This window comes from Arthrobacter sp. GW822-FHT05G07, assembly GCF_058799755.1.
Map to the genome: position 1 here is coordinate 129,866 of NZ_JBXALT010000005.1, position 16,674 is coordinate 146,539.

Below are 16,674 nucleotides of genomic sequence, written 5' to 3' on the forward strand. Positions count from 1 at the left end.
CATGCTGCCTCCGCCGTCCTGCGTCGGGGGCAGCACCATTTAACGGTGCTTAATCAACAACAGGGTCTGAGTGCAGAGTCACCGGTTCCCTGTCCTTGGCGGCAAGGCTCCACACAGCTCCTTGAAAGGTGGCTGTGTGGATGTGCCAAGCGAGGTCTGCCGATCTTTGCCAGCCATAGGCCCAGTGAGGGCTGAGCTGGAGTTCGCCGGTTGCAGGGCGCCGTGCAGCGTTGCCCATTGCTTTCCACAGGGCTTCAGCCTGGGTCCATTGCTCGATGCCGATAGTGGGTACCCCGGTGACGCGGCCCAGCCATCTGAAGGCTGCGTTCCGTCTCTTGGGCGTTTCCACATCCACGCCAACCCAACTTCTTGCCCGTGCCGCGACAACAACGTTCTGTGTGTGCGAAACTGACCAGCCTGACTTGCAGTCGGCGCAGAACCAACGCCCGTCCATAGCCCGGATGACGTGGCAGGGTAGCGACACATCATCCGGGCATCGGGTCGACTTCGCCGCCTCAGCGAGAAAGCGGGCGCCGGAACGGGACCTGTACCGCCCAAAGTCGTCCGTAGGTGATCGGCCTGTCCAATGAATCCAAACATCCACCACTGGTCAGGTCGCGATGGTGACGGACTGGAAGCTACCTCCGGCCTCACAAGTGGAAACCAGCGTCCGGTTGACCTCTCCGGCCTTGCCGCTGGGTGGTACCAGTCCTTCAGGGCCGGACGCAACGACGCCGGCGGTGCCCGGGATGAACTTCTCCTGGCTCATCCACACTGCTTGTGCCACACCCAACAGGCCTCCTGAGGCGCCCGCATCGCCGAAGATGGCCTTGGGTGTTGAGACAGGTCGACCGCCCAGACCCATGGCCGCCAACGCCTCTACTTCCAATGAATCCACTGCATCCCTCCCGCACGCTGCGGCCACCACCGCGTCAACTGTTTCAGGAGGATTGCTGCCGAGGGCCAGCCGGAAGGATCGCACCCAGGCCTCGGACCCGCGGCGAAGACGACTGGGGCCGCTTCCGTCACCGGTCATGCCAAAGTGTTCGATGCGGCCAAGCACTCTCCCGGGGTCAACGCTGTCTTCGCTTTCCAAGAGGATGGCTACGGCTGCGCCGGAGATGATTCGACCCGTGTTCGAATAGGGGAGGCAGGCAGAACGTGCAAGGTAACCGGGGATCGGAGCGTAGGCGGCGAGCATCGCGTGAGGGGCTTCGTCCGCGGCGAGGACGATCATCCGGTCCACAACGCCGTTCGAGATGAGGTTCTGGGCGAAGTGGAGCGCAGTGATGGCCCCTGTGTTGCCGGCACAAATGGTGGCCGTGGGTCCTTGCAGTTTGTTCAGCAAAGCGACATGCCCGGGAGCGGCGTTCATGACCGTGTTCGGGAACAGCAAGGCGTTGCCGCTGCCCGTGGTCAGGAGCTCACGCTCGAAAGCCTCAACGGTGGAGATCGGTCCCGTGCCCGTAGCGAACAACAGCCCGGTGCTGGTCGACTCAGCGCGTGAAAGACCGCGCTGCTTCAAGAGTTGGCTGACGGCCAGCGCCGACCTCCGTCCCAAGGTGTCCATGTGACGCAGGTACTTCGGGTCAATCCCTTTCTTGAGTTTGTCGGCCGGAATATCGCCAAACGGGAAGGAACCGAAGCCGTCCACCTCGACGGTGCCGTCACCGTAAACGGGCCGGCCCTCGAAAAGGGCAGTCTTCACTTCCTCAGTAGTGACCGCATCCCCGGCCAGGGCGCCAATGCCGGTGATCACCACTGGCCGAACGGTCTTAGGGGCGCGCGGGGAAGCGTCCTTAGTGTATTCCCGGATGGCGAGTGAAGCATTGTTGCCGCCGAACGCAAAGGAGTTGGACAGCACGGTTTTCAATCGCGCCCTCTGTGCCGTTTCAGCCACAATGTCCAGCCCTGTAGGTGAGCGCAAACCGTCGGGTGTGACGGTGGGTGGCATCTCCTGGTTTTGGATAGCGAGCACGGATGTCACGGCTTCGATGGCTCCGGCAGCACCAAGGGTGTGCCCGATCATGGACTTCGTGGAGCTGGCCGGGGGAGCAGCACCTTCGCGGAGATGGGTTATGGCTTTGGCTTCAACGCTGTCGTTGGCCGCCGTCCCGGTTCCGTGACCGTTGACATAGTCCACATCTTCCACCGTATTCCCGGCCATGTGCAGGGCTGCATGCATTGCCCGCAGGGCACCGCGACCCATGGGATCCGGTGCTGTGGCGTGGTAGGCGTCGGCACTGAGCCCATACCCGGCGATTTCGGCGTAGATCGCAGCGCCCCGGCCCACAGCTGAAGCCTCGCTCTCAAGGACGAGGAAGCCGGCTCCTTCACCCAGGTTGAGTCCCGAACTGCGGGTATACGGTGCGCAGTGAAGGGGATCGAGTGCCTTCAGGCTGGAGAAACCACCGAAGGACAACAGCGCGAGAGGGTCAACGCCGCCGGCGAGAACCATGTCAGCGGCATCCGATTCGAGGAGCTCGATCCCGTAGGCGATGGCGACAGCACCGGCAGCGCACGCGTTGGACTGGACACTGCGTGGTCCGAACAACTGGAATTCGGAGGCCAGATGGTCCGCAACGCTGTGGAGAGGATACTGGCGCAGCAGGCCCGTGTTGGCTTTACGCAAGCCGTCCTGGATCCACTGGCGATGAAACTCTTCCCCGCTTCGCGCCCCGCCCAAGGACGTACCCAATGACAAAGCAATTCTGGTCCGGTCAACAGGGGCCTGGTTGGCCCCGGCATGGGTCAGTGCCTCGGTTGCAGCGGCTGAAGCCAGCCTATGGCAGCGGTCAACGTAGGTGGTCCGGGACGACGGCGGCTCTGTTTCCATTTCGGACTCGACCTGGCCGCCCATTGAACTGACCAGGCCCTCGGTGGGGACTACGGTCGTTCGGACGATCCCTGACTTTCCGTTGGAAATGGATTCCCAGCTTTGTTCTGCGTTCGAGCCCACTGCCGCCCTGAGGCCGAATCCGGTAACAACTATTTTCATGGCTTAACCGATCGGTTCGGTCCAGGAGACCGGATCAACTGAGGGACGGGAGATTGTGGTCAAGGTGACTCCGTCCGCTAGCAGCTCCAGGCCCGGCACGTTGAAGGGGGCATTCAGGAGGGCAAGGGCGAACCCTTGAGGTTGCCCGGCGGAGGGAAGCACGTGGTGGATTCGGCCGACTTCGGTATCCCCGGAGGTAACGCTCGTTCCTGCTGCGGGAATTGAGGTTACGGCGTTCACGGCGACCAGTGAGCGTACGGCAGTCTCCTTATTGAGCTGGTCGCTGCCGAGGAATTCGTCGTCACGGTCCGCTGAGAGCATCCAGAGGGCGGCCGCTTCTCGGACCGTCAAACCGTCGAATTGTTCCGGGTAGAGAGGGTGACTGACCTCGGCCTGGGCACGCTGTAGTGCTTCGGTGCCGACGCGTTGGCCCCCGAACTCCGTGGCGGTGGTCAACAGGAACTCCAGCAACGTGCCACGGTCCGTGTTCGGGGCGAGAACCAGGTAGCCGTATTCGGCGGTGGTGCCGGTACGGATAATGGTGGCTGGCTGCGCTGAAACCGGTAAAGTCGCCGTGCAGCTTTCGCCAAGGAGGACGCCCGCGATTTCTTCGTCGGCGAAGTTTTGGACAATTTTCCATGCCACGGGTCCTTCCACGGCTACGACGGCCGTGGAGTCGGACAGGTCGGTGACGCGGACGGACTCCAGGCCGCGTTGCTTGGCAATGATGGTGATGTCGACGTCGATGGGCTGGTCTGCGATCAGCAGGACGCGTTCCTCTTCGACGTAGGCCGCAACGTGGCCCGCAACTGAAGCGTCTTCCCTGAGCACCAAGGATTCGACGACGCTCCCGGGTTGGGCGAATTCGGTGCGCTTGGCGAGCAGGAAGGAAACGAGTTCCGCCCGCTGCTCTCCGGCGATTTCGAGAACAAACTCACCGGTGGGGTAGACGGCGGCGGTGGAACGAATTGCCTCGTAGTCAGTGATAGCTGTCATGACGGATTCTCCTTGATGTTCGTGGTGGGGCTTCCCATTTCCTGAACGGAAAGAAGCCATGATGTGGTGGTGGTGTCCCCGGCCCTGGCGAGGAGGGACAGCAGAAGGTATTCGCCTGTGGACCTGATCAGAATTTCGGGATGGGTGCCTTGATCGTTTTCGACGACAAGCCACGTGGTTCCACCCAGGCCGATAGCCGCTCTCCGCACTGACGCCCGCAACGGAAAACGGTCCCGGGCCGCCGCCCACCAGAGGTCGGTGTTGGTATCGGTTTGAAAAAGTATGGGCGCCCGGTTCTTGGCCTGTATTTGGGCGTTCGGTGTGACGTGCGTGACCTGTTCAGCACCTTTGACGCCGTCAACGACGATGCGCAGCGCTGTCAGATCGTTTCCTCGCTGCTGGATTTCCCATCCGGAACAATCTGCTGGGCTGCCGATGAGGTGTGGCGCTCGGCCCCCGCTTCCCCATTCGATGCCTTGCTCCGGATCTTCGCGCGCTCCTTGGCCCGTCACCCACAGACCGGAGTTCCACGCCGTCAAGGGCCCAAGGGCTCTTAGTTTCGGAAACGGCGCCGCAAGGACCTTCGTTTGGCCGGCAGTCCACGAAACGATCCCTTGGTCGGGCGAGACGAGCAACGACCCGTTGCTCCCCACGGCCTCGAGCACGTCGGTACGCGACGTTTCCGCAGCAGCCCAGGTGATTGGGTTCCAGCCCTGGTGGGGTCCGGAGGGGACGGCGTGAAATACAGGCGTTAATGACGGGGGAAGTTCCACATTGTCAGGCACCGGTAAGGCCTCCGCACCGTCGAACAAGTCCACGTCGTACAGGATGGAACCGGCCTCGGAGGAAGCCGCGGGAAGGTGCGCACCTTCGACGCGCAACTTCCCTTCCGAGTGCCAGGTGGCGGCCAAAGCAATCCCGGAGGCCGTGTCTGTCCAGAGGGCTGATGCGCCGTAGCTTTGATCGTCGAAGACGCTTTCGGCGGCTTCGAAGTCTGTCCGGTCAGGCGGCCAGAGTCCTCGGACGATCGGTCCACCTAAAGTGCGTTGGCGGCCTTCCGTGGTGAGGTGGAACTCGCCCGAGCGCAGGTTCACCCATGGAAAGGCCGTTACCCTCTGCTCACTTTGATGGTTCACTACGACGCTGACCTTGTCGCCGAGCAGGCGGATCTCACGGGTGATCGGCCCCAGCCAGGTCCTCCAGCCGTCGGGGAGTTCTTGGCAGGTGACGTTCAGGGCGGCGGGCCGGCGCCAGTAAGGTGCCCCATCCTCTCCGACGGGGAAGTGATCCGTCAGAACCGGACCCGGATGCCGTGGGTGGTCAATTGTCAACGTCCCTCCCGAGTCGAGTGAGATAGTGAACTCGCCCAGCCGCCGGGAGCCGAGCGAAGGCCTCTCGGGGCGGTTTGGAGCGGAACGTTGGGGGGTTTCCGGCCAGTCGAAGAGGTGGCCGTTGTGTCGCGCGTGGACGATGGCTCCCGACGACATATCGACCTGGACGTCAATGATGTCCTTCTTCACGGGGAAGGTGTACGTCAGCAGTGGGGCGCCGTCCTGGACAGAGACGCCGTCCATGAGGTCTTTGCCGCGGGCTGAGCCCATGCTGCGCCAGGAGTACTTCGAAAACATGTCCTGCGGGGAGGCGTCGGCAAATGATGTTCGAAGCAGATCTGACACGACGCCGGGAAGGAAGCTGATGAGTTCTATGTAGCCGTCCTCGTCAGGACTGACGATGCCTGCTGTCCTGAAGCCGACCCGTCCGTAGAGCGGGAAAGCTTTTTGGTTGGCTGGATCCACTTCAAGGCGGAGGGTCCGGACACCGCGTTCGACCAGCTTGATAAAAGACTGCATGAACAGCTCGCCGGCCAGGAAACCCATCCGGTAGCCCGGGTCGATGAGGAACATTCCGGAAAAGAGTTCGTCGTCGCCGGCGACCCGCCTGCCCGATACCTTCAGATAGCCAATGGTGCCCACGATGTTTCCGCGGTCTTCCCCCACCATGAATAATGCTGCGCAGCGTTCCTGCAGCACCGCATTGACGTCGTCGCCGGTAAGTGGCGAGCCGCTACGGATGGTTCCGTAGTTGTTTCGGTTGTATAGCTCCGCGACTCGTGCCGCGTCCCGTTCCGGGTCGTAGAGCCTTACTATCGGTTTCACGTTGATGGGTCCGGGTCTATCCGGGCCAGCGCCAGCGACCCGGAGGCCACGATCTTGCCACTGACTTTAATGTCGACGCTGAAATCCGCAAGATTGGCGTGGCTTACGCCGGCCCGGGCTTGGATGTTCAGCACGTCACCTGGATGGACCGGGGTGACGAACTTGAATTTGCGTACGGACGCCAGGTAGCCAAGGACGGGGCCGTCTTCCCCTGCGGGGGAGCCCAGCAGGAGCCCGCAAAGTTGCGCCGACGCTTCAATCATGTAGACGCCAGGGTAGACGGGGTTGTTGGGGAAGTGGCCTTGGAAGACCGGGTCCGAGATCGTGATGTTCTTGATTCCGGTGGCGGACTTGCCGTAGTTGAGATCTTCAACCCTGTCCAAGAGAACCATGGGGTGGCGGTGCGGGAGCCGGGACAGGATGTCACCGGCCTGCAGGGTGGTGGACATTGCCCCGCCCCTAGTCGTCGTCGCTGTTGGCAGCGATGAAATCGGCAATCTTGTTGATTGACCCGAAAACTGTCCGGTCTTCGTCGGTGATGTAGACACCAAACTCTTCTTCAACCAAGCTCACGATTTCGAGGGTGTCCAGACTGTCGAGTTCGAGTCCTCGCCCAAAGAGCGGTTGGTCGTCTTCGATCTGGTCACCAGTAATGGGTAGTTCCAAACCTTCGGACAGGAGGTTTTTCAGGCGGGCGTTGAGTTCGGTCCTCTTCCGCGCGGAGGACAGAGTGGCTTCGTGAATGTCGTTCATTGGGAGTTCTCCTTCAGGAGGTCAGGCCGCCGTCGACTGCGAGGACCTGGCCGGTGATGTACGAGCTTTGGTGTCCTATGAGAAATGCCACTGCCGCAGCGATCTCGTGGGGTTCGCCGATTCGTTGCAGCGGGATGTGCTGCGTGTATTCGCGGCGTGCTTTGGCATCCATCTGTTTGAGCATGTCGGTATTCGTGAATCCGGGTGCCACAGCGTTGACCCTGATGCCGAAGGAAGCCATTTCCTTGGCCATGGATTGGGTCAGGGCGTTGATTCCGCCTTTGGTGGCGCTGTAGTTGGCTTGACCGGGCTGTCCGCTGATACCCGACGTGGAGCTGATCAGCACGATTGAGCCGCCTGTTTTCCTCAACGCCTTGACGCTCTCACGGCAGACAAGGAATGCGCCGGTCAGGTTTGTGCTGATGACGCGGTCCCAGTTGTTCAATGACATCGTTGCCAGGAGACCGTCGGCGGTGATCCCGGAACTGTAAACAACGGAGCGGATGCGTCCGAAGTCCTTGAGAACCGCACGGAAGGCCGCCCGGACGTCGGCTTCGACCGAAACGTCGACACGGACGGCCAGGGCCTTACGTCCCAATTCCTGTATGGCTTCAACTGTTCTTGCAGCGCCCTCGTCGTCTTGCCGGTAAAAGATCACGATGTCGTGACCGGATGCGGCAAGTTCCAGGGCACAGGCTTTGCCGATGCCTCGGGATGCGCCCACCACCAATGTGATGGGGCTATGTTCGACGTCCAACATACGTGTCCTCCACGATCTGAACTGTTTGAGTTTGGTTCCGTCTGAGACGGGAAAGTGATTTGGCTGTGCCCAGGTAAACCCAGGTCCCGAAGCTGTCCGCAGCTTCAAGGACCTGGTCCCACCGGACCGTTTGCCTGATGCCGAAGTAGAGTTCGTTGGAGACTTCCATGGCGGTGTCCAGCCGGCCGGGTGAGGTGCAGCCCAGCATGGGTATGTCTCCAGCACGGAAGGGCGCGCGGCTCAATAGTTCCTGCCATTCGGCCATCACCGGTTCCATCAGGCGGGAGTGGAAAGCGTGGCTGACGTTGAGCTGGGTTGATTTGCCGCCGAAGTGTTTCCGGGCGTCCTCAATGTCATCGACGGGACCGGAGAGAACTACCTGACGTTCGCCGTTGACTGCGGCTACGTCCAGACCGAACGTAGCCGCGGAGGTGATGAGCCCATGTCGTTGGTCTTCTCCACGGACAGCGACTGCCAACATCGAACCGTGCCCCGGTGCCGAAGCCATCAAATGACCACGCCGCCTGGCCAGTTTGATGCCGTCCGCCAATGGTATGTATCCACCGGCAATGGCCGCTGAGAGCGCCCCGATGCTGTGTCCGGCTACGGCGTGGGCCAGGTTGCCGCCCACTTGGGTCCACACCCTCCAAGCGGCGATGCTGGCTGCGACGAGCGCCACTTGGGTGTTCTCGGTCTTCCCCAGTTGCTCCGGTGACGAATCCCAGGCGAGCTCCCGGACATCCAGACCGAGCGCATCGGAGCATTCATCAAAGACTTCGTCGGCCTCCGCGTAGTTCCTTGTCAGGGTCCTGCCCATTCCCGGGCGCTGGCTGCCTTGGCCCGGAAACATTGCGACGGTGGACTCGAGGCCTCCCCACGGGTCCTCGTTGCCGGTCACCGTATGCGCCGACCGATTCGCCAGGAACCCAGAGCGATGAAGACGGCAACCATTCCAAGCAGAACAGAGATCGCCAGCGTGTTCGTCACGGCGAGATCCCCGACCGAAGCTGTGATGCCGTAAAAAGTCTGGACTGCGTCAACGGCCTGGTCCTGGTTGTCTGTCAGCGCTTCAAGTGCCTGCGATGTGTACGGCTGCCTGATCAACATGGCTGATTGCGCGAAGGGGAGTGAGTTCAGAACATTAACCACCCCGGAAGGCAGGGTTCCGGCCGGGATGTAAGCGCCGGCAAGGAATCCGATAATGGTTCCCACGATCGTGCTCAAAGCTGAGAAGGCGGTGCTGGACTTGATGAAGGTGACCACGAAGCTGGACAGCGCCGCAAACGCAGCAGACGACACCAGGACCACGGCGGCGCACTGTCCGAGCTGGGCCCAGGTCATCAACGGTTCACCGCGGAAGAGGATGTACAGCTGACCCACGAGGATCACTATCGCCGTCATGATCACGGAGATGACGAAGCTGGCGATCAAGTATCCGAGGATCATGTTCGTCCGCCTGATGGGGGAGACGAGGAAGTCTCGGAAACGGCCCGTTGACGCATCGTCAACGAAGACGTTGAGGGCGGCCAGCCCGGTGGTGAGCGTGGTAATCATAGTGATGCCCGCAAAGACCCACGCATTGACGAATGCGTTGATTTCCGCGCTGCTTGCATCAGGGAATTTTGCCTGCAGGTTGTCTACTTGCAGGTTGCCGAGGAACAGGGCGTAAAGGGCGATGAGAATCAGCGCGGAGAGCAGGGAGAAGAATACGCCGGCTCTGTCGCGGAAGAAGATCATCAGGTTACGGCCACTGAGAATCATGACGCTGTTCACGGTTCGCTCCTCTTGGATGTCAGGGCAAGGAATACGTCATCCATGCGTCCGTGGCGGAACTCGAAGTCGTGGACTCGTTCTGCGCCCACATTGAGCAGGTGCCGGGCCTGCTTCGAGTTGTCTACTTCAACTCGATAGACATCGTTATCGAGTGTCCAGTTCAGATCGGCGGTCTTGCAGTACTCCGTGAGGAATGCGTGGTCATCCGTGGTGACGGTCAGGATGCTGTTGCTGTGTTGTTCACGCAACTGCGACGGTGTGCCCTGGGCGACCAGCTTTCCGGAGTCGATGATGGAGACCTGGTCCGCCACCTCGGTTTCTTCCATGTAGTGGGTCGTGAGGAAAACGGTCAGACCGTCGTCGTCGCGAAGCTTGTGAATGGTCTGCCAGACTTGCTCCCGGCTCTGCGGGTCCAAGCCGGCTGTCGGCTCGTCAAGGAAAAGGATCTCAGGCCGGTGGATGAGAGCCCGGGCGATGTCAGCCCGGCGCTTCTGGCCGCCGGATAGGCGCCCGTAGTAGGGCTTCTCAAGGAATGATTCGAGGCCGATGAGGCTGGCGAGTTCACCGATGCGCTGAGTTCGTTCGGACCTCGAGAGCCCATAGAAACCTGCTCGGATGTCGAGGTTTTGCCGGACCGAGAGTGTCGGATCGAGCAGCGACTGCTGGAAAACGACGCCAATTTTCCGTCGGATCTCGTCGTCGTTCTTACCGACCGTGAGACCAGCGACCTGAATGCTTCCGCTGTCGAATCCGAGAGTGGTGGTGATGCAACCGATGGTTGTGGATTTGCCGGCACCGTTGGTTCCCAGGAAAGCGAAAATTGATGCGCGCTCTACTTCCAGCGACAAATCCTGAACGGCATGTAAGGAGCCGTATCTCTTGTTAAGGTCTCTGATTTTAATGACGTTACTGGTCACGCATAGCCCCCACTGTGTGCCTTGAAACAGGTCTGCGGGGCAACAAATGTCGTCCCCATTCGACAAAGTAACCACAACGTACCCGATGGATTCGCACCCTGCAAACCGGAGCATTGTGGCTATCGGATCGAGTCATCCGCGGTTCGTGAGCGCCTCCAGTCCGCTGCCCTGCGCGCGGGTCATAGAGCCGGAACTAGTTGTTTAGTGCAAATGAGCTAAGGGCGCGTAGTTCCACAGGCACTCCGCTCGCGTTGCATCTTCCAACTACGGATTTCCAGAAAATGACACGGAAAAGACCAATTCTGTGTTATCGACATGTTTGTGCATTAGCGGATGTCATCTGCTGCTGTATTCGGTTGGGGAAACCCTCCGTATGGCAGGTTCCAGGCGCGCATCAAGCGGCCTATGCAGGGAGATGGTCACCGTGCCTGCGCGGGTCATCATTGGCTCAGCGCTTACGGATGCCATGCAGTGGTGCCATCCAATTAATTTCTGGTTGCGGTGTGAGGCGAGATCTCAATCAAACTACTGAGAAGCGTAGGCTCCGATCAGTCAATTGCATGACAATCAGTGAAAATATTTAGAAGCAGGACTTTGCAATTAGGATTCACCATTTCATACGGTTAGCTGCTGAGAATATGCGTCCACGACTAAGGCCGATCGGGCGCGGGTTGGAAGGGCTCTGAAAGTGCTCGGTCATGCGGTGCAATGGACGGGACCGAAGACGTCATAATCGCAGCCTTAAGATGCGCCTTATGAGGTGAAAACCGGCTCCAGGAACGGTTCCGCAATCGATCAGCTGCATGATCCTCTGTCAACAGGACGTCTCATCAAGCCCTATTCCGTTCCTGGCGTGATTTGTTTCGATACTTTCGGGCGACCAAATGGTGACCGCTGCATGAACAGCAGATGCCGGGACGTGGGGAGGGTAAACACAGCTCATATAGGGGATTTTCGTGACGGGGCATCTCCGTGACAAGCGCCAACTCTTCGTTAGGCGGTTTCAACCGGGGGGCTCGTGGCTCTGAACCGTCTCACCCTTGTCCGCGTCTTCATTTGAGGGGAGCATAAGTGCCATCTTCGGGAGGTTGACCGTGACTCAGCTGGGTAAGTTCGAAAAGTACTTGATCGAAGAGTTCTACGATGACTACCGGTCGGGGGATATGTCGCACAAGACATTCACCAGACGGGTGGCGTTCATCATGGGCAGTATGACCGCGGCTGCGGCAGCCATGACTTTGGTGGGCTGTACTCCTGACGAAGTACCACGGACCACCGATCCGATGCCCATACCCTCGACCACTTCTGCTGCAGCATCTCCGGGGACGGCCACCACGGCGGTTCCCAATGCCAAGAGTCCTTTGTCCGTTCCAGAAGGCGCGGCGGGTCTGGTTACTGCCACAGTGAAGTTCGACTCCGGGGGGACGGAAATCAGCGGTTACCTTGCCCGGCCTGAGGAAAGCCAGAGGGGCCCCGGAGCCCTGGTCTGCCACGAAAACCGAGGGCTCACACCGCACATCCAGGACGTCGCCCGGCGCTTCGCCAAGGAAGGGTACGTGGCGCTGGCACTGGATCTGCTGAGCAGGGAAGGCGGCACAACGAATATGGATCCGGACGCTGTCCCCGGCGCTCTTACGCAGGCAGGCGCCCAAAGGCACGTGGACGATTTCAAAGCCGCCTTCGAGTACCTCAACGGCCAGGAATTCGTCGAAGAAGGCCGGATCGCGATGGTTGGCTTCTGCTTCGGCGGTGGGATCACATGGCAGGCTTCCACGGAAATCCCGGGACTCAAAGCAACCTCGGCCTTTTACGGTCCCGCACCGGACTTGGCCAAGGTGTCCGGAATCAAGCCGGCAGTATTTGGTGTGTACGCCGAAAACGACGCACGCATCACCGGAGCGATGCCCCAACTTCAGGAAGCATTGGACGCTTCAACGGTCAAGCACCAGCTCAAGGTGTACCCGGGCGTGGACCACGCGTTCCACAACGACACAGGTGAGCGCTACGTGGAGGCCCAGGCAACAGCAGCGTGGAACGACACCCTGACGTGGTTCAAGGACAACGTCTAAACTCCCCTAGCCCTGTAGCCGCGCAGCCTCAGTTGCCAACTCCGCTTCCAAGGTCTCGATACTCGGCAGGCTCGCCACCAGCTCATCGGGCAAGGAGTCGGCAAGGGAAGTTTTCCACTCCGCGATGCCCACGGGAGCGTTAAACCCGCGCAGTGCATACTCCGCTACCACGCTGTTCTTCTCCTTGCACAACAGCAGGCCGATGGTGGGTTTGTCGTCAGGGTGGGCCATGAGGTCGTCCACGGCGGCCATGTACATGCCAAGTTGCCCGAGGAATCCAGGCTCGAACTTGACGGCCTTGAGCTCAATCACCATGTAGCAGCGCAATTTCAGGTGGTAGAAGAGCAGGTCCGCGAAGAACTCGTCCCCCGCAATCTCCAACCGCACTTGCTCACCAACAAAGGCGAAACCTTGGCCCAGCTCCAACAGGAATTTCTCCACATGCTTCACCAGCTGCAACTCCAGGTCCCGTTCTGTGTGCCGATCACTCATGGACAGAAAGTCAAAGACGTAGGGGTCCTTGGTTGCCTGCTGCGCGAGGTCCGAATCCGCAGCGACCATTGTGGAGGCAAAGTTGGTGATGGCCTGCCCTGATCGCTCGTGCAAGCGCGTTGAAATCTGGTGCGTCAGCACGTTGCGCGACCATCCGTGCTGGGCAGCCGCCGCGGCGTACCAAAGTCGCGTGGCGGCGTCGTCGAGCTTTTCCAGCAGTGCGATCTGGTGGTACCAAGGCAATGTTGCAAGCGGCGCTTGCAACATGGGGAAGTCCGGCCATGCTTGGGCGAAGCTCTTCATGTACCTCAGGTTTCTGGGGGAGAAACCCTTCGCTTCCGGGAACCGTGTCCGGATGTCGGCGGACAATCGGGTGACTACTTTGGCGCCCCAACCTTGCTCGGATTCACGGTCGGCGAGCTGCCGGCCGATGCTCCAGTAGGAATTCAACAGCTCGCTGTTTGCGGCTGCCAGCGCCCGGGTCCTGCCGACGCGGACCTCCTGAGCCACCGTGTTGAGCAAGGTGGGATACCAGTCGGGCATGGACGAAGCAGCGGGGACGCCAGGAAATGAGGCCTCGGTGGCGAGCTCTTGGGACGGCATGTTGCTCCTGTCGGTTGCTGTTGTCATCACGCTAGGGGGAGTCACTGACAAAATAGACGGGTGAGTGAAGCCGGTGAATTCGTGGACCACACCTTGCAGATGGAATCCACGTGGGAGAAAGCTGCGGAGGCCAGTGAGCGCCTGGGCGGGGGCCTGAAGGTGTATGGGGCATCGGTGGGGGCCGTGCGGGGAACGGTGCGGGACGCACTGAAGCGGTACAAGAATCTGGACCACGACGACGTTACTGCCTTGAGCTCGGAGCTGTGGGCCGAGCCGATCTTTGAACGGCGGCTTGCGGCGGTGGTTCTGCTGCAGAGCAAAGTAAGCGTCCTGCTTAACACTGACCTCACCCGTATTGAAGGCTTCATGAGGCAGGCCGGCACCCGGGAGCTGGTAGACCCGCTCGCCAAAGATGTCGTTCGCCCGCTCATGGCGCAACTGGCGGGGCTCGCGAAGGAACGCGCTGAACGCGTCCTGGAGCGCTGGGCTGACGATCCTGACCCCGAACTTCGGTATGCAGCGGCGCTGGCGACAAGCACCGACACCCCTTGATAAGCACCAGCGACCCGCCTAGCGTTTCCCTCAACACATGCCAGTGAATTGAGAGGCAGATTGTTCGATGAAGTCGCTATGGTTGGACCGCACATCTCATTTCACGCCCGACGCAATCCCCGATGAGAAGCACTTTGACACGATTGTGGTGGGCGCCGGCCTCACCGGAATGGTGGCAGCGTTGCTCTTGTCCCGGTCCGGGCAGCGCGTGGTGGTCTTTGAAGCACGGACTCTCGGTGCGGTGACCACCGGCAACACCACCGGGAAGCTCAGCCTCCTCCAAGGTGGAGCGCTTTCGGCCTTGCGCGGCCAGTATCCCCTTAAGGTGGTGCAGGCCTACGTGGAAGCCAACAAGACGGGACAAGCCTGGCTCACGCAGTATATGGAGCAGCAAGGCGTCCCCTTTCAGCGCAGGACCGCGGTCACCTTCGCAACCACCGACGACGGCGGCCAGCGGCTCCGGAAAGAGGCCGCAGTTTCGCGGGACGCGGGTTTGGATGTCCATTTCAGCCGTGATCCCGGATTGCCGTTCCCGGTAGTGGAGGCGCTGGAGCTGGAAGACCAAGCGCAGATCCACCCCATGGATGTCCTTGAGACCCTGGCCAGCGATATCCGGGAACACGGCGGGCTGATTGTGGAGGGGGTGCAGGTTCAGAATGTGGGCTCGGAGCAGCCCTTGGAGGTCTCCACCCGCAAAGGCACGTTCACGGCAGACACCGTAGTGCTTGCCACGGGAACACCGATTTTGGACCGTGGGCTGTACTTCGCCAAGTTGGAACCCAACCGTTCGTATGCGGCGGCCCTGCGCGTTCCGGGCAGCATTCCGCAAGGCATGTACCTGTCCATTGACGCGCCTACCCGCTCCCAGCGGACCCATCCCACCACGGACGGCGAGCTGCTCTTGGTGGGCGGTTACGGGCATACGGCCGGCCGCGCAACCTCGCCGAAGTCGCACCTCGATGACCTGCTCGGATGGGCAACCCAGCATTACCCCGGAGCAGAGGTCACCCACACGTGGTCAGCGCAGGACTACCAGGCCACCAACCTGATGCCGTTCTTCGGCAAGCTTCCCCGCGGCCACGGACGGATCTTCTTCGGCACGGGCTACAACAAGTGGGGGATGAGCAACGGCGTGGCGGCCGCCCTGTCCGTCACCTCGGATATCCTGGGCGGCCAGTCCGACTGGGCGAGCGTCATTCATCACCGGGTTACTTCTCCCTTGGGCGCGCTCCAGGCTGTTCGCCTCAACGCGGGTGCCACCAAACGGATGGTCGAGGACAGGGCGAGAATCAAGGCAAACCCTGAAATCACAGATCAGACCCGTCCCGCAGAAGGAGCCGGCGTGGTGGGGCTGTATAAGGGTGAACCAGCGGCAGTGTCCACTGTGGACGGCAACGTCTGCATGGTTTCGGCGAGCTGCGCGCACCTGGGTGGAATTGTGAGCTGGAACGACGCCGAAAAGTCGTGGGACTGTCCCTTGCACGGTTCGCGTTTCACGCCGGAGGGAAAGTACCTTGAGGGACCCGCGACGCATCACCTGCAAAAGTCGCCGGTCAAGAAGAAGGATTAGCTGAGCCGATCGACGCGCCTTTGGGCTTGGTCCGCGGCGCGGCGCTCCTGTGTGGCTGCCCTGACCGCGAGCTTCTTGGCCGATTCGGCGGACTCCACGTCACGGGTAATACCGATGAGTTCGGCTTCAAGGGCGGCCAGATGCTTCTTTGCTTCCTCGATCTCTGATGTGAGGTTTGTTCGGCGTTCGGCCAGTTCTTTGACGGCGCCCCACGCTTTGGACGCTGCTTCGTCTGCTTCCTTGGCCGCTTGCTCGGCTGACTCGAATTCGCTGCGGGCCTCTTTCAGTGCGGCCTGTTGCTTGGCTGCGCGTCGGTCCGCCAGGGACGTGGCTTCATCCTTGGGTGTCTTCGTTTTCGGCGGGGACGATTCCCGGGCCGTTGCAGAGGTCGCCTTCTTTGTGGTCCTCCCAGGCGTTGGTTGGGCGGCCTTTTCGCTTGAGTTCGCCGTTTCTTCGGGGCCCGCCTCGTCGTCAGGACCTGCCGCAGCGATGGCAGCTGTAAGGTCCACTGCCTCGAAGCCGCTGCCACTGAGCCCCCGCACCAGCCTGCCCGTTCCTACGGCGGCAGCGGCCCCGGCGTCGGCCATGGCTGCCCTGAGTGTCTGCTCAACGTCGGCCGCCGCGGCTGCACTGATTGGAGCTCCCATTTCGGAAGCGAGGTCCTTGGCTGCATTCACGGCGGTTGTCAGTTGGCCTTGGCGTTGCTGCCCGAGTTCACGGAACGCCGCCGCGTCGCCCTGCTCTTGGGCGGTCCGAAGCGAAACGCCAAAGCGTACGACGCCGTCAATCACCTCGGGCTTGTGAACGGCCAGCATGTTGATGGCCCATGCACCGGCGGCCGGCTTGGGCAGGCTGCCGATCTCTTTGGCCAGGTCTTTGTGGCCGGCATCCTTCGCTTTGCGGACCTGCGCGGCTCGTTCTGCCGTGAAATCACGAGGTGTTACGGCGTACAGCTCCTGGGCGGCGTCGCGGAGGTCCATGGACTTATCCTAGGGTTTCCACTGGCTCGGGGTTCGCCATGGCCGTCGAGGAGAC

At 61.0% G+C, this 16,674-nt stretch carries 15 protein-coding genes; 3 read left to right on the forward strand and 12 right to left on the reverse strand.

The window, feature by feature from the left end:
- Positions 1–49: 49 nt before the first annotated feature.
- The 10 genes from AC1RJY_RS09850 to AC1RJY_RS09895 all read right to left on the reverse strand — a co-directional run bounded on the left by AC1RJY_RS09850 (position 50) and on the right by AC1RJY_RS09895 (position 10,284).
- Positions 50–355, reverse strand: coding sequence for a hypothetical protein (locus AC1RJY_RS09850; protein WP_238324312.1), 306 nt, complete (start codon positions 353–355; stop codon positions 50–52).
- A 255-nt stretch (positions 356–610) separates the two neighbouring features.
- Complete coding sequence (locus AC1RJY_RS09855; protein WP_498602229.1) at positions 611–2,998, reverse strand: beta-ketoacyl synthase N-terminal-like domain-containing protein; 2,388 nt, start codon at positions 2,996–2,998, stop codon at positions 611–613.
- Positions 2,999–3,001: 3 nt separating this feature from the next.
- Positions 3,002–3,994: an aminomethyltransferase family protein gene (locus AC1RJY_RS09860; RefSeq protein WP_011775016.1), complete on the reverse strand. Its 993-nt coding sequence runs from the start codon at positions 3,992–3,994 to the stop codon at positions 3,002–3,004.
- Positions 3,991–6,150: a GNAT family N-acetyltransferase gene (locus tag AC1RJY_RS09865; protein ID WP_498602230.1), complete on the reverse strand. Its 2,160-nt coding sequence runs from the start codon at positions 6,148–6,150 to the stop codon at positions 3,991–3,993. The genes AC1RJY_RS09860 and AC1RJY_RS09865 overlap by 4 nt, the downstream gene beginning before the upstream one ends.
- Positions 6,147–6,599, reverse strand: coding sequence for a 3-hydroxyacyl-ACP dehydratase FabZ (gene fabZ / locus AC1RJY_RS09870; protein ID WP_210063744.1), 453 nt, complete (start codon positions 6,597–6,599; stop codon positions 6,147–6,149). The genes AC1RJY_RS09865 and fabZ overlap by 4 nt, the downstream gene beginning before the upstream one ends.
- Before the next feature lie 10 nt (positions 6,600–6,609).
- Positions 6,610–6,903 carry an acyl carrier protein gene (locus tag AC1RJY_RS09875; protein ID WP_011775013.1) on the reverse strand — a complete coding sequence of 98 codons (294 nt, stop codon included), beginning with the start codon at positions 6,901–6,903 and terminating at the stop codon, positions 6,610–6,612.
- 13 nt (positions 6,904–6,916) lie between these two features.
- Complete coding sequence (gene fabG / locus AC1RJY_RS09880; protein ID WP_014922011.1) at positions 6,917–7,663, reverse strand: 3-oxoacyl-ACP reductase FabG; 747 nt, start codon at positions 7,661–7,663, stop codon at positions 6,917–6,919.
- Positions 7,644–8,561 (reverse strand): ACP S-malonyltransferase, encoded by a 918-nt coding sequence (locus tag AC1RJY_RS09885; protein ID WP_498602231.1) that lies wholly within the window; start codon positions 8,559–8,561, stop codon positions 7,644–7,646. The genes fabG and AC1RJY_RS09885 overlap by 20 nt, the downstream gene beginning before the upstream one ends.
- Positions 8,558–9,436: an ABC transporter permease gene (locus AC1RJY_RS09890; protein WP_011775010.1), complete on the reverse strand. Its 879-nt coding sequence runs from the start codon at positions 9,434–9,436 to the stop codon at positions 8,558–8,560. The genes AC1RJY_RS09885 and AC1RJY_RS09890 overlap by 4 nt, the downstream gene beginning before the upstream one ends.
- On the reverse strand, positions 9,433–10,284 hold the full coding sequence (locus AC1RJY_RS09895) for an ABC transporter ATP-binding protein (protein ID WP_238324311.1): 852 nt from the start codon (positions 10,282–10,284) through the stop codon (positions 9,433–9,435). Before AC1RJY_RS09895 ends, AC1RJY_RS09890 begins: the two co-directional genes overlap by 4 nt.
- Positions 10,285–11,447: 1,163 nt before the next feature.
- On the opposite strand from AC1RJY_RS09895, the gene AC1RJY_RS09900 reads away from it, so the two are divergent.
- Positions 11,448–12,422 (forward strand): dienelactone hydrolase family protein, encoded by a 975-nt coding sequence (locus AC1RJY_RS09900; RefSeq protein WP_043470344.1) that lies wholly within the window; start codon positions 11,448–11,450, stop codon positions 12,420–12,422.
- A 6-nt stretch (positions 12,423–12,428) separates the two neighbouring features.
- Here the strand turns inward: AC1RJY_RS09900 and AC1RJY_RS09905 are convergent, their stop codons facing one another.
- Entirely contained in the window at positions 12,429–13,517 is a 1,089-nt protein-coding gene (locus AC1RJY_RS09905) for a PDDEXK nuclease domain-containing protein (protein WP_210066063.1), read from the reverse strand.
- A 60-nt stretch (positions 13,518–13,577) separates the two neighbouring features.
- Here AC1RJY_RS09905 and AC1RJY_RS09910 point away from each other — a divergent pair, with 60 nt between their 5' ends.
- Entirely contained in the window at positions 13,578–14,069 is a 492-nt protein-coding gene (locus AC1RJY_RS09910) for a DNA alkylation repair protein (RefSeq protein WP_498602232.1), read from the forward strand.
- Positions 14,070–14,136: 67 nt separating this feature from the next.
- Positions 14,137–15,639: an FAD-dependent oxidoreductase gene (locus AC1RJY_RS09915; RefSeq protein ID WP_498602233.1), complete on the forward strand. Its 1,503-nt coding sequence runs from the start codon at positions 14,137–14,139 to the stop codon at positions 15,637–15,639.
- Here AC1RJY_RS09915 and AC1RJY_RS09920 read toward each other — a convergent pair.
- Positions 15,636–16,619, reverse strand: a complete 984-nt coding sequence (locus tag AC1RJY_RS09920; protein ID WP_210063748.1) for a hypothetical protein — start codon at positions 16,617–16,619, stop codon at positions 15,636–15,638. The genes AC1RJY_RS09915 and AC1RJY_RS09920 overlap by 4 nt on opposite strands.
- Positions 16,620–16,674 lie beyond the last annotated feature (55 nt).

Bases quoted from the DNA above. Each gene is read 5' to 3' on its own strand.
- AC1RJY_RS09920 (WP_210063748.1), bottom strand. From the start codon at position 16,619: ATGGACCTCCGCGACGCCGCCCAGGAGCTGTACGCCGTAACACCTCGT.
- fabG (WP_014922011.1), bottom strand. From the start codon at position 7,663: ATGTTGGACGTCGAACATAGCCCCATCACATTGGTGGTGGGCGCATCC.
- fabZ (WP_210063744.1), bottom strand. From the start codon at position 6,599: ATGTCCACCACCCTGCAGGCCGGTGACATCCTGTCCCGGCTCCCGCAC.
- AC1RJY_RS09915 (WP_498602233.1), top strand. From the start codon at position 14,137: ATGAAGTCGCTATGGTTGGACCGCACATCTCATTTCACGCCCGACGCA.
- AC1RJY_RS09860 (WP_011775016.1), bottom strand. From the start codon at position 3,994: ATGACAGCTATCACTGACTACGAGGCAATTCGTTCCACCGCCGCCGTC.
- AC1RJY_RS09905 (WP_210066063.1), bottom strand. From the start codon at position 13,517: ATGCCGTCCCAAGAGCTCGCCACCGAGGCCTCATTTCCTGGCGTCCCC.
- AC1RJY_RS09855 (WP_498602229.1), bottom strand. From the start codon at position 2,998: ATGAAAATAGTTGTTACCGGATTCGGCCTCAGGGCGGCAGTGGGCTCG.
- AC1RJY_RS09875 (WP_011775013.1), bottom strand. From the start codon at position 6,903: ATGAACGACATTCACGAAGCCACTCTGTCCTCCGCGCGGAAGAGGACC.